At 70.8% G+C, this 13,166-nt stretch carries 9 protein-coding genes; 7 read left to right on the top strand and 2 right to left on the bottom strand.

All coding sequences use genetic code 11. From position 1 onward, the window contains the following. The first annotated feature begins 157 nt into the window (after positions 1–157). Complete coding sequence (locus tag OG897_RS12190; RefSeq protein ID WP_266655644.1) at positions 158–1,915, top strand: serine/threonine-protein kinase; 1,758 nt, start codon at positions 158–160, stop codon at positions 1,913–1,915. On the opposite strand, the gene OG897_RS12185 is transcribed toward OG897_RS12190, so the two are convergent. After that, positions 1,896–2,699 (bottom strand): SGNH/GDSL hydrolase family protein, encoded by an 804-nt coding sequence (locus OG897_RS12185; RefSeq protein WP_266655643.1) that lies wholly within the window; start codon positions 2,697–2,699, stop codon positions 1,896–1,898. The genes OG897_RS12190 and OG897_RS12185 overlap by 20 nt on opposite strands. 207 nt (positions 2,700–2,906) lie before the next feature. Here OG897_RS12185 and OG897_RS12180 point away from each other — a divergent pair, with 207 nt between their 5' ends. The 6 genes from OG897_RS12180 to OG897_RS12155 all read left to right on the top strand — a co-directional run bounded on the left by OG897_RS12180 (position 2,907) and on the right by OG897_RS12155 (position 11,644). Further along, positions 2,907–3,311, top strand: a complete 405-nt coding sequence (locus tag OG897_RS12180; RefSeq protein WP_266655642.1) for a hypothetical protein — start codon at positions 2,907–2,909, stop codon at positions 3,309–3,311. 67 nt (positions 3,312–3,378) lie between these two features. Then, entirely contained in the window at positions 3,379–4,485 is a 1,107-nt protein-coding gene (locus OG897_RS12175) for a GNAT family N-acetyltransferase (RefSeq protein WP_266656786.1), read from the top strand. A gap of 377 nt (positions 4,486–4,862) precedes the next feature. Then, positions 4,863–5,723: a glycosyltransferase family 2 protein gene (locus OG897_RS12170; RefSeq protein WP_266655640.1), complete on the top strand. Its 861-nt coding sequence runs from the start codon at positions 4,863–4,865 to the stop codon at positions 5,721–5,723. After that, the gene (locus tag OG897_RS12165) at positions 5,720–6,817 is read left to right on the top strand and encodes a glycosyltransferase family 2 protein (protein ID WP_266655638.1); all 1,098 of its coding nucleotides are present in this window, start codon (positions 5,720–5,722) and stop codon (positions 6,815–6,817) included. Before OG897_RS12170 ends, OG897_RS12165 begins: the two co-directional genes overlap by 4 nt. 89 nt (positions 6,818–6,906) lie before the next feature. Beyond that, the gene (locus tag OG897_RS12160; protein ID WP_266656784.1) at positions 6,907–7,710 is read left to right on the top strand and encodes a polysaccharide deacetylase family protein; all 804 of its coding nucleotides are present in this window, start codon (positions 6,907–6,909) and stop codon (positions 7,708–7,710) included. Between the two features lie 163 nt (positions 7,711–7,873). Continuing rightward, a complete protein-coding gene (locus OG897_RS12155) occupies positions 7,874–11,644 on the top strand; it encodes a lipopolysaccharide biosynthesis protein (protein ID WP_266656782.1) in 3,771 nt (1,256 codons plus the stop codon). 84 nt (positions 11,645–11,728) lie between these two features. Here the strand turns inward: OG897_RS12155 and OG897_RS12150 are convergent, their stop codons facing one another. Further along, positions 11,729–13,156 carry a xylan 1,4-beta-xylosidase gene (locus OG897_RS12150; protein WP_266655636.1) on the bottom strand — a complete coding sequence of 476 codons (1,428 nt, stop codon included), beginning with the start codon at positions 13,154–13,156 and terminating at the stop codon, positions 11,729–11,731. Between the last annotated feature and the right edge of the window lie 10 nt (positions 13,157–13,166).

Genomic DNA, 13,166 nt, shown 5'->3' with positions numbered 1-13,166 from the left:
TCTCCCCGTCATGACACGCGTGTATCCCGCCCACGGGATTCATCACAGGGGTATCGATGTTGACGGACCGTAATTGTTCAAGGGGGCGGCAGGGAGGCTGAGTTGAGCTAACTTGGAGTGGTTTCGACCATGATGCCGCTCTGTCGCGGATCGGGGGATGCGTCCTGTGACTGAAGTGCCTGACGAGAACCGGGTGGTGACGGGCCGATACCGCCTTCTGGCCCCCTTGGGCCAGGGCGGAATGGGCGTCGTCTGGCGGGCCCGCGACGAGGTGCTGGGGCGTGAGGTCGCCGTGAAGGAGGTCCGGGCGCCGTCCGGTCTCGGGGGCTCCGACCAGCAGCGTCTGTACCAGCGACTGGAGCGGGAGGCGTGGGCGGCGGCCCGGATCTCGCACCGGAACGTCGTCACCGTGTACGACGTGGCGACCGAGGACGGCCGCCCGTGGATCGTGATGGAGCTCGTACGGGGCCTGAGCCTGTCGGACGTGCTGGACGCGGAGGGCTCGCTCACCCCGCAGCGGGCCGCGCACATCGGGGCCGAGGTGCTGGCCGCGCTGCGGGCCGCGCACGAGGCGGGCGTGCTGCACCGGGACGTCAAGCCGGGCAACGTACTCATCGGGAACGACGGGCGGGTGGTGCTGACCGACTTCGGCATCGCGATGGTCGAGGGGACCTCCGCCCTGACGATGACGGGTGAGCTGATCGGCTCGCCGGAGTTCCTGGCGCCGGAGCGGGCGCTGGGGCGGGCCGCGGGGCCCGAGTCGGACCTGTGGTCGCTCGGGGTGCTGCTCTACGCGGCGGTGGAGGGGAATTCGCCGTTCCGGCTGGACACGCCGCTCTCCACGCTGCGGGCGGTGGTGGACGAGGAACTGCCGCCGCCGACCCGGTCGGGGGCGCTGCGCCCGGTGCTGGAGGGACTGCTGCGCAAGGACCCGGCGGAGCGGATGTCGGGCGCCGAGGCGGACCGGATGCTGCGGATCGTCGCGGCGGGCGGCACGGCGGCCGTCACCGGCGGGGTGTACGGCAGCCCCACCGTCACGGGGTCGACGCCGTACCGTCCGACGCCGACGCCGACGCCGCCGCCTCGGCCGGTGCCCGTGCCCGTGCCGTCGGCCGGGTCGGGCAGCGGTGCGTACGGTCCGGCGGGCGGGCAGACGGCGACCACCACCAGCGGGGAACAGCCCCGGCGCGGGGTCGCGGCCCTCGCGCTCGGCATCGCGGTGCTGCTGCTCGCGGTCGCGGGGCTGGTGTACGTACTGACCAGGAAGGACGATCCGGGCGCCACCGCCGGGACCGCCGGGCAGAACGGCTCGGGAGGCACGGACAGCAGTACCGGCTCCTCGGGCGGCACCGGCACCACGACCGAGGGGAACGACGGCACCGGCAGCGGCAGTGGCTCCACCGGGAGCAGTGACGCCGGCGGCACCGGCAGCACCACCGACGGCACCACCGGAGGCAAGACGACCCCGCCGCCCCGGCAGACGGTCCGGGTGAGCGTCCATGCGGTGCGCGACAGTTACTCGGGCCCGTGTCCGGCGCCGGAGGGCGAGGCGCCCGCGTTCTCCGCGACGATCACCATCGACCGCTCGCCCGAGAAGGTCGAGTACCAGTGGACGACCAGCAGCGGGGAGACCTCGGGCGGCGACTGGAAGACGCTGGACTTCCCCACCGGAACGACGAATCGGCAGGTCGACCACATCGAGCTGACGCACCGGGCGGGCGGGACCTGGCAGGACTCGGTCCTGCTGAAGGTCCGCAGCCCCCGCTCGGTGACCTCCGCCCCGGCCGCGTTCTCGGTGACGTGCGACAAGGCGACCCCCACCCCCACGGGCGGGGTCACCTCGCCGCCGGTCTCCACGAGCCCGGTCGAGCCTTACGCGATCGGGCCCCGGACGGTCAGGCCGTGGAGGTCATGACCGGGAGGTAGCCGCCGGACTGTCCGGCGGCGGTGGGGTGGTAGGACTCGCCGATGTTGCCCCAGTTGAGGCTGTGCAGCCACGGGGACGGGGTGCAGATCTCGTGGCCCGAGAAGGCGGAGGCGACGCCGGCGAAGGTGAAGCCGTGGTCGGCGGCGCGCTTGGCGGTGGCGGCGTTGAGGTAGTCGGCCGCGTTGTTGATGGCGGTGCGGGACTTCTCGCTGAGGCCGACCGAACAGCTGCCGCCGATCTTGTAGAAGCGGGGGTAGCCGAGGACGACGACGCGGGCGGCGGGGGCCTTGGCCCTGATGCCGTCGTAGACGGAGTCGAGCTTGCCGGGGAGCGTGGAGTCGACGTACGCGCGGGCCGTCTCGACGCGTCTGATGCACGCGGACTCGCCCTGGAGGACGCAGGTGGTCATGACGTCGGCGAATCCGGCGTCGTTGCCGCCGACGGTGACGCTGACGAGGTCGGTGGCCGCGCTCAGCGAACTCAGCTGGCCCGAGACGACATCACCCGTACGGGCGCCGCTGCACGCGGCGAACGCGAAGGTGGCGGGTGCGTTCGCAGCCGCCCACAGGGCGGGGAACGCCTTGGAGCTGCGCTTGCAGCTGGAGCCGTCGTAACTGCCCGCGCCCACCCCCGACGAGTAGGAGTCGCCGAGCGCCACATAGTCGACGGCCTGCGACTTCTGGGCCGCGCCCGCCGCCGACGCCCCGGTGAGGGCCAGTATTCCGGCGAGCGCGAACGAGGACGAGAATGCCGCGAAACGGGTCAGTTTCATGGAACCTCCCTGAGCTGGCCGCACCACGGTGAGCAGCCGCCCCATAGTTGTACCCACCCCCGGTACTCACCGGTAGTGTTCATGCCAAGAACATTCGACGCGGATCTTCTTCACGTGCTCTCCGCATCCTTGACGCCACGGAGCCGCCTGCGCGACATTGAAGCCCGGCATCCGGCGCGTCGGGGGGCAAAGTCGCCAATGCAGACCATGCAGAACATCAGTGACAAGACGTCAGCGGACGGCGGAGCGGGCCGCGAACTCGTTCCGCTGGCCGCCGGGGCCGCGCTGGCCGTGGCCGCCGCGGGCGCCTTTCTGGTCCTCGTGGACATGCCGTCGCCGCTGCGCGCGCCGTCCGCACTCGTGTTCATGGTCGTGACCCCCGGCCTCGCCGTCGCACATGGGCTGCGCGGACTGGAACCGCTGGGGCGTGCGGTGGCGTCGTCAGCAGCGGCACTTGCGCTCAATCTGCTCGTCGCGCAGGCGATGCTGGCCATGCACCTGTGGTCGATCAGGGGCGGGGTCGCGGCGGTCGCCGGGATCAGCGCCCTCCTCTTCCTGCTCACACTGGTACGCCGTCCAGGCGGCCGTACGGCGAGAAGGCAGGCATCCTGACGTGGACAAGCCCCACGGGAAGACCCCCGGCGTCACGCCGCGCGGGGTCGCGCCCGGCATCCCCGACATCCCCGACATCACGGTCCACCGCCCCGGTGAGCTCACGGCGGCGGACCGGGCGGCCTGGACGGCCATGCAGTCCAAGGCGCATCTGCACGGTTCGCCGGAGCTGGCGAACCCCTTTCTGTCCCCCGAGTTCGCGCTGGCGCTGGGCAGATGCCGGCGCGGGGTGCGGATCGGGGTCGTACGGGAGGACGGCGAGGCGGCCGCGTTCTTCGCGTACCAGAGATCCGTGACCGGCGTCGGCCGGGCACTGGGCCTCGGCGTCTCCGACAGCCAGGGCATCGTGCACAGACCCGGATTCACCTGGGACGCACAGCGGTTGCTGCGCGCCTGCGGGCTCGCGGTCTGGGAGTTCGACCACCTCGCGCAGGGGCAGGCGGGGTTCGAGAGCGGGGCGACGGGCAGGTTCGCCTCGCCGGTGATAGACACGCTGGACGGGTACGACGCGTACCTGGACCATCTGCGCGTGCACGCGCCGAAGTTCCTCAAGACGACGCTGGCCAAGGAGCGCAGGCTCCGGCGCCGGGTCGGCGAGGTCCGGTACGTGCACGACGAGCGGGACCCGGAGATGCTGGCGACACTGATGCGGTGGAAGTCCGCCCAGTACCGCAGGACGGGCCGCTCGGACCGCTTCGCGCAGGACTGGATCACCCGCCTCGTGGAGCAGCTCTTCCACACCCGCACGGAGTCCTTCACGGGGCTCCTGTCGGTGCTGTACGCCGACGGGCGGCCCATCGCGGCGCACTTCGGCCCGAGGTCGGAGAGGATCATCGCGAATTGGTTTCCGGCCTACGACCCGGAGTTCGCGAAGTACTCACCGGGTCTGCTCATGCAGCTCAAGATCGCGGAGTCGGCGGCCTCGGAGGGCATCGCCTACATCGATCTGGGGCGCGGCCAGAAAGAGTACAAGGATTCCCTCAAAACCCGGGAGATCCAGGTTTGTGAGGGTTGGGTGATGCGCCGTCACCCGGTCGCATTCGGCCACCGTGCCCATCGCGCGCCTGTCAGGGCGTTGCGGAATACGGTGGTGGAACGGCCTGAACTGTTCGAACCGGCGGACAAGTTACTCAAACGGATCGGAGAGATCCGATCGGGACGGTTCCGTATGTGACCGTCGAAGAACGGCCAAAGTCACAAAAAAGCGAGGCTACGTTCCAGGTCTTGCCATAAGGTCCTCATCATCAATACCGTCGTACATCCACCCGCACCGGTACATCGAGCAAAGCGGCTCTAGGGGAGGGCTCAAGCGTCGCGGGCAAGGCCGGAGCGGGAGCGCGGTAGGGGGGTGCCGTGCTCGGCGAGGATTTCCTCTGCCCGGGCGCGATCCGCGCAGAGCAATAGCCAGCTCACCCAGCCAGTACGGAATGCACGAAGCACGCAGTACGGAGTTCTCTTCCGTCCTGGCCGGGGTGAAACCCCCCTTCAAACCGGAAACTCATCCGGACCGCCCGGGGGCGGGCGGTCCACCGGTGGAGAGGGAAAAGACTCATGAGCTCATTTCTCCGACCTGCGGTACCGGGACAAGATCCGCTCGGCGAACCGTCCACGAACGGAAACAGCCGCAACAGCGCGATCAAGAAAAGTCTGAAGTACCGGCCCATCTCTTCGCATCTCGCCATCACCCCGCCGGTCAGCGTGGTGATCCCCGCCATGAACGAGGCGGAAAACCTTCCGTACGTCTTCAAGACGCTGCCGGAATGGATTCACGAAGTCGTCCTCGTCGACGGGAATTCCACCGACGACACCGTCGCGGTCGCCCGGGAACTCCGCCCGGACGTGGTCGTCGTCAAGCAGACCGGAAAGGGCAAGGGCGACGCGCTCATCGCGGGATTCGCCGCGTGCACGGGCGACATCATCGTGATGGTCGACGCGGACGGTTCCGCGGACGGCCACGAGATAGTCAGCTACGTCTCCGCACTCGTCTCCGGCGCCGATTTCGCGAAGGGCTCGCGCTTCGCGAACGGAGGCGGCACCGACGACATGACGCCCATCCGCAAGCTGGGCAACTGGGTGCTGTGCACGGTCGTCAACAAGAAGTTCGGCGCCCGGTACACCGACCTCTGCTACGGCTACAACGCCTTCTGGCGGCACTGCCTCGACAAGATCGACCTCGACTGCACCGGGTTCGAGGTGGAGACCCTGATGAACATCCGGGTCGTCAAGGCCGGGCTGCGCGTGCAGGAGATTCCCAGCCACGAGTTCGAGCGCATCCACGGCATGAGCAACCTCAGCGCGGTGCGCGACGGGCTGCGCGTGCTCAAGGTGATCCTCAAGGAGCGCGGCAAGCGGCACACCGCGTTTCCCGTGGTGGCGCCGCGCAGGATCATCGGCCGGGGAGAGGTGTCTTGAGAGCACGGACCGCCTCGGGCTTCTCCGTGGTGATCTGCGTGTACACCGAGGACCGCTGGGAGGACATCCTCGCGGCGGTCTCCTCGGTGCACGCGCAGTCCCTCCCGGCAGTGGAGACACTTCTGGTCGTGGACCACAACCACGCGCTGCTGGAGCGACTGGAGAAGGAGTACAAGGACTGCGCCGAGCCGGTGCGGGTGCTCGCCAACGCGGGTCCCCGCGGCCTGTCCGCGGGCCGCAACACGGGGATCGCCGCCGCCCGGGGCGACCTCGTCGCCTTCCTCGACGACGACGCGGTGGCCGAGCGGGACTGGCTGCACCACTTCGCCGCCGGGTACGCCGACCCCCGCGTCATGGCGGTCGGCGGGCGCACCATGCCCGCGTGGGCGTCGGGCGGCCGCCCGCACTGGTTCCCGGAGGAGTTCGACTGGGTCGTCGGCTGTACGTACAAGGGCATCCCGGCGGGGAAGGTGCGGGTGCGCAACGTGCTGGGCGGCAACGCCTCCTTCCGCAGGACGGCCTTCGACGCGGCGGGCGGCTTCGCCACCGGCATCGGCAGGGACGGCGACAAACGGCCGCTGGGCTGCGAGGAGACCGAGCTGTGCATCCGGCTCGGCAAGGCTCTGCCGGATGCGGTGCTGTTGATCGACGACCGTGCGGTGATCCACCACAAGGTGCCCGTGGTGCGGGAAAGGTTCGGCTATTTCCGCACCCGTACGTACGCGGAGGGGTTGTCGAAAGCGCTCGTGGCGCGGAGCGTGGGTGCGGGCAAGGGGCTGGAGTCCGAACGCCGGTACACCACGCGGGTACTCCCCCGGGGCGTGCTGCGCGGACTGCGCGACGCGGCGCTGCTGCGGCCGGGCGGGGCGGGCCGGGCGGGGGCCATCGTGTACGGAGTGGCGGCGGCGGCAGGCGGGTACGTACTCGGCAGCGTCCGGGCCCGCAGGGGAGGCGGGGGCTTCACGGTCGCGCCGATCGCACCACTGCCGGACACGGGCCCGGACACGGGCCCGGACGGGCACGAGCACCGGCACGTACGGGAGAACGGCGCGGGCGGGGAGAGCGAGGGACGCGAGGGGGCGACGCAGGCATGACGACGAGCGGCAGCAGAGCGACGACCGGAACGGGAACGGCCTCGGCTTCGGCTTCGGCTTCGGCTTCGGCGGCACGGGTGCCGGTCCTGATGTACCACGCCGTCGGGCACCGGCCCGCGGAGGCCGCGTACGGGCTCTCCGTCTCGCCGGAGTCCTTCGACCAGCAGCTGGACGTGCTCGAAGCGAACGGCTTCACCCCGGTCACCACACGGGAGTTGGGGGACTCCTGGCGGTCGGGGCGCGTCGTGCTGCCGCCGAAGCCCGTGCTGATCACCTTCGACGACGGGTACGAGGGCGTGCACCGGCACGCCCTGCCGTCGCTCGTCAAACACGGCTTCCGCAGCAGCCTGTTCGTCACGACGGGCTGGCTGAAGGGACGGTACGACGAGGGCGGCGCGCTGGACACCATGCTGGACTGGGACCAGGTGCGGGCCCTCGCCGACGCGGGGGCGGAGATCGGCGGGCACAGCCACACCCACCCGCAGCTCGACCAACTCCCCGACGAGCGGCTGCGGTTCGAGCTGCTGCGCTGCCGGGAGCTGGTCGCCGACGAGCTGGGCAGCGGTCCCGACTCGCTGGCCTACCCGTACGGCTACTCCAGCCGCCGGGTGCGCCGGGCGGTGCGCGACGCGGGGTTCGCCCAGGCACTCGCGGTCAACAACGACCTCGCGATGCGCGCGCAGGGGCCGTACGCACTGCGCCGGATCACCGTGCGGCGCGGTACGCCGCTGGACCGGTTCGAGCGGATGGTCGAAAACGCGGGCACCTTCCGCGACTTCGCCAGGGAACGGGCGCTGACCCGGGGGTACGCGGTGGTGCGCAGATCCCGCTCCGCCCTTCGGCTGGTACGAGAAGCAGGTGCGCGGGAAGCGGGTGCCGACCGCCGTGTCTGACACGACCACCGCTCAGGCCGAGAACGGCACCGGGGAGAACAGGACGGTGACCGCGCCGGCCACCGCCGGGAAGCGGCTGCGGCTGCCCGGCAGCGAGAAGGGCGACGGCGGGAAGAAGGGGCCGCGCAACAGCAGCCCCCTCTTCCGCAACGCCTACGCGCTGATGCTCAACACGGGCGTCAGCGCGCTCCTCGGCCTGAGCTTCTGGCTGGCCGCCGCGCGGTACTACGCGCCCGAAGCGGTCGGTCAGGGGTCGGCTGCCATCGCCGCGATGAAGCTGCTCGCCGGGCTGACCGCGCTCACCCTCACGGGGGCGATGGCGCGGTTCATCCCGGTCTCCGGCAGACGCACCGGGCGGCTGGTCCTCCGAACGTACGCGGGAAGTTCGCTGGTCGTCGCGGTGGCGGCCGGGACCTTCCTGCTCACGCTGGACTTCTGGGGGCCCTCGTACAGATTCCTGCACGGGCCGCTGAACGGGCTCGGGTTCGTGCTCGCGGTCGTCCTGTGGTCGCTGCTGACGCTCCAGGACGGGGTGCTGACCGGGCTGCGGAGCGCGCTGTGGGTGCCGGTTGGCAACACCGTGTTCTCGGCGGTGAAGCTGCTGCTGCTGGTGCTGATCGCGACGTCGGTGCCGACGGCGGGCGTGTTCGTCTCGTGGGTCGCGGCGATCTCGGTGTCCGTGATTCCGCTGGGCGTCCTGGTGTTCCGCAAACTGGTGCCCCGGCACGTGGCCGCCACCGAGGGGCTCACGGAGCCGCCGACGATGCGGCAGATGGGGCGGTTCCTGGCCGGTGACTACACGGGCTCCCTCTTCTCGCTGGCCGTGGTCTACCTGGTGCCGGTGATCGTCGCCTCGCAGGTCAGCTCGTCGGACAACGCGTACTTCTACATCACGACCACCATCGGCGGCACGGTCAACCTGCTCGCGATCAACATGGGCGCCTCGCTGACCGTGGAGGGCGCGCACGATCCCGCGTCGCTGGCGCGCAACTGCCGGGCCTCGCTGAAGAAGATGGCGAAGCTGATGGTGCCGGTGGCGGCGGTGCTGTTCTTCGGCGCGCCGTACATCCTGCGCGTCTTCGGTGCCGGGTACGCGGAGGCGGCGACGCCGCTGCTGCGCTGGTTCGCGGTGGGCGCGCTGCTGCGGGTGGTCATAGAGGTGTACTTCGCGGTACTGCGCGCGCAGAGCCGCACCAGTGGACTGGCCTACCTCCAGGGCGCGTTGTGCGTGCTGGTGCTGGGGCTGACGCTGCTCCTGCTGCCCCGGATGGGGCTGACGGGCGCGGGCGTCGCCGAGGTGTCGAGCCTCGCGTTGATCGCGGCCGTAGCGGCTTTCAAGCTGTACGGAGTGGTGCGCGGGCCGGTGACGGCGGAGCCGGTCGACGAGCCCGGCGAAACGGTGGCGGAGGCCGAGGAGGGACCCGCGCGCGAGGCGGACCCCCCAGCGGCGGAACCGGTCCGCGAGGGCCCGCGCTGGGCGCTGCGGAACGCCATCGGGGACGCCGCCACGCTGTCCCTGGGCATCAGCGCGGACTTCGACCACCAGGAGCGCAGGCCCGACGTGCGGAGGGGGCCGGAGACTCCGGCGGGTGGGGTGCAGAAGGCCGAGCACCGGCCGACGTGGGCGCTGAAGGTGCCCGTGCCCACCGGGGAGAAGTCCGTCGTCACGCCTCAGGAGCGGGGGGAGAGGTCTGCGGAGGCCGATGCCGAGGCCGCCTCCTCGGCCGCCTCCGCCTCCTCCCCCGCTTCCTCCTCCCCCGCTTCCACGTCCTCCGCTTCCACGTCCTCGACCCCCGTGGCCGAGCCGTCCGGGGACGCGAGTGCCGAGCCCGCCCCGGCGGAGCCCGTCGCCGAGGCCCCTGGGGCGGCTGCGGACGCTCCCCCGGTCCGGTTCACGCTGCCGTCCCTGCGCGGGCGCGTGCCGGAACTCGTCCTGGGCGGACTCTTGTTGGCCGCCCTGCTGCTGTACTGGCTGCCCGTGCGGGGCATCGGCGAGGCGGACCTCGACCGGGTCGGCGGGCTCGGGCTGATCTCCGTACTGCCGCTGGCCACTCTGATCGGGGCGGCGCTGCTCGCGGTGTCGTTCGCGTCGCTCCTGTGGTTCGAGCGGCCCAAGACCGTGCTGCTCGCGGCGGGGCTGCTGGCGACGGTGGTGTCGCTGCACGCGCTGCCCGCCGTCCTGGAGGCCGCGCCGCGCTTCCCGACGGCCTGGCAGCACCTCGGGTTCATGGACTACATCGACCGCACGGGCACGGCGGTGCCGGACCTGGACGCGCGGTGGAGCTGGCCGGGCTTCTTCGCGGCGGCGACGTTCGTGGCCGAGGCGTGCGGGATCTCCGACATGACGGAGGTCATCCGCTGGTGGCCGCTCGTCATGCAACTCCTCTACCTGGCGCCGCTGTTCCTGCTCATGAAGTCGATGCGGGCGAGCTGGAAGGCGAAGTGGGCGGGCGCCTGGTTCTTCGTGCTGAGCGGCTGGGTCGGCCAGGACTACTTCTCGCCGCAGGGCTACACGTACCTCCTCTATCTGGCCTTCGTGGCGATCCTGCTGGTGTGGTTCCGCGAGCCGCGCGTCATCTGGACGAGGCGGCGGCCGGGCGAGGCGGAGGTGACCGAGTCCGGGCGGCGCGAGAAGGCGACGCTGCTGGTGGTGCTGATCGCCCTGTTCGCGGGGACCGTACCGGCGCACCAGATCACGCCGTTCATGATGCTGGGCGTGCTGCTGGTGCTGGTGATGTGCCGCAGGTCCACGCTGCGCGGGCTGCCGATCCTCTTCACGGTGCTGGTGGCGGTCTGGATCGGGTTCTTCGCCGAGCCGTACTGGTCGGGTCACTTCGAGGAACTCTTCGGCGGGATCGGCGGGTTGGGCGACAACGTGTCGTCGTCCGTCGCGGGCCGGATCGAGGGCGGCAGCTCCACGCACAAGCTGGTGCTGTACGTCCGGGTCGCCCTGGCGGGCGGGATGATGGCGCTGGCCTGCTGGGGCATCTCGCGGCGGCGCTTCGCGGGCTACGCCGAGCGCTCGCTGATCGTGCTGGCCTTCGTCCCCTTCCTGATGCTGGCCATGCAGTCGTACGGCGGGGAGATGGCCCTGCGCGTCTTCATGTTCGCGCTGCCGGGCGCGGCCCTGCTCGCGGGCCTCGCCTTCTTCCCCCGTACCGGAGTCAGCCGGGAGGAACGGGAGGCCGACCGCACCAGCCTCGCCCCGCTCGCCGTGCTGATGGCGGGACTCGTCATGATGGGCGGGTTCCTGGTGGCGCGGTGGGGCAACGAGGCGTTCGAACGGGTGCGGGCGGGTGAGGTCACCGCGATGGAGTACGTGTACGCGCACGACGATCCGACGGCGCGGCTGCTGTGGATGAGCCACGACGTCAAGGACAACGTGACGCCCGCACTCCCGTGGGGCGCGAGGGACATGGAGAAGGTCCAGTACGAGCCGACGGAGGCCCCGCGCGACCCGGTCCTGGTGGCGTCGCTGGTCAAGGCGCTGAAGGACGCGGGCCCGAACTCGTACCTCCTGATCAACCGCAGCCAGACCATCTACCTCCAGATGGACTCGGGGTACGCGACGAGCTGGGAGCGGCGGCTGCTGGCCAACCTCGACGCGCGGCCGGAGCTGACGAAGGTCCTGTCGAACCCGGACGCCACCCTGTACGCGATGAGGAAGCAGGCCGACGGGCCGGTGGCCACGGCGGATCCGGGGCCGATCGGGCCGCAGGTGACGTGGACGCCCTGGTCGGTGGTGGGCGCGATGGCCGCGCTGGCGCTGATCCTGCTGCTGTCGGTGCGCGAGGTGGTGCGCGTGGGGCGGCGGGAGAGCGTGCGGAAGCTCCAGTGGATGCAGTCGACGTACTGGTTCGCGCTGCCGCTGATGGCGGTGCTGCTGGCGGCGCTGGTGATCAGGCTGCTGACGTTGTCGGGGGTGTGGGGCTGACGGCCGGGCGGTGCCGCCCGGCTCTCCGCCTGGCTGTCCGCCCGGCTGGCCGCCCGACTGTCCGCCCGGCTGGCCGTCCGGCTGTCAGCGGGTGAGCCAGCGGATCTCGTACGGGTTCATGTCGAAGGACTGGCCGTCGACCTCGGCCTCGATGGCGCGGTCGAGGGTGTTCACGACGAGGACCGTCGCGCCGCTGGCGAGGACGCGGACGTTGGGCACGTCGTCGGCGGCGACCTTGACCTTGTCGTCGTAACGGGTGCCGGGCGGGAACTCCTTCGCGAACCGCGAGATCAGCTCCATCATGGGCAACTCGCGGCCGCCGTCGGCGAGTTCGGTGGACGTCCACAGACAGCCCGCGCACTTCGTGCCCTCGTTCTGCGGGTTCCAGTAGAAGGCGGTGCCGGTGCCGCCCTTGACGAGGGCGATCATTCCGGCGGCCTGGACGGCGGCCCGGTGGGGTTCGCTCCAGCCGTCGCGCTCGTCCTCGGCGTCGCCGGGTTCGACGTAGTACTCCGCCCACCAGAGCGGCAGTTTCCCGCCGGTCTGCCGGCGCACCCAGCGGCTGACGGCCGTGAACTTGTCGGTGGCGCGGACGTCGGACGGGAGGAGCTCGTCGTCCTTGGAGTAGCTGGAGCCGTCGACGACGGCGAAGTCGGCGCCGGTCTTGTTCTCGTTCCAGTACGTGAAGGCGTCGAGGGAGCGCTGGTCGATGGTGCCCCAGGGGCCCCTGAGGGCGGAGGCGTTCTCGGTGGCGCGGGGGTCGAGGCTGTCCATGACGAGGTAGGGGCCGCCGACGAGGATGTCCTTGTCGACCTTCTTCAGCTCGGCGTACACCAGGTTGTAGAGCTTGGTGTAGCCCTCGTAGTTCCAGCGTTTGGCGCTGTCGTCGAAGAAGCCCTTGAACTCGTTCCACACGATGAAGTGCTTCACGTCCGGGTAGCGGCGGGCCACCACCCCGGCGAGCTTGGCGAAGTCGGCGTAGTGCTCGGGGCTGGGCGCGGTCTCCAGGGATTGCTGGGACCAGTCGGTGTTCGCCGCGCCCTCCTTGCCGCCCTTCATCCAGTCGGGGGCGCAGCACAGGGTGACGACGGGTGTCCCGCCGGACCTGCGGACCAGGTCGATGCGGCTGTCCATCTCGCCGAACTGGTAGCGGCCCGGGGTGGGTTCGGGGTTGTTGGAACCCCAGCCCATGAGGTGCTGGATCTGCGGGAGCCGGGAGGCGGAGAGGAGCTTCTCGGCCCTCCGGCGGGCGTCCGCGTCGCCCGCGTCGACGCTGTACTGAGTGTGCGTGAAGCCCCAGCCCAGCTCCGCCTTCGGGGTGCCGGGAACGGGCGGTGGGGTGCCGTGCACCTTCGCCCCGTCGGTGGTCGTGCCGCCGCTGTCGCCTCTGCCGGAGTCGCCCGGCCAGACCGTGCACATGGTCAGTACGAGCGCGAGTGCGGCCACACCGACACCGATCAGCGCGGTGAGTCGCCACCGCCGTGCCCCCGAGTTCCACCCATGACGTCCCATCACCTTTCAG

This window comes from Streptomyces sp. NBC_00237, assembly GCF_026342435.1.
Lineage (GTDB): Bacteria > Actinomycetota > Actinomycetes > Streptomycetales > Streptomycetaceae > Streptomyces.
This window is presented reverse-complemented; position numbering and strand designations above follow the sequence as displayed.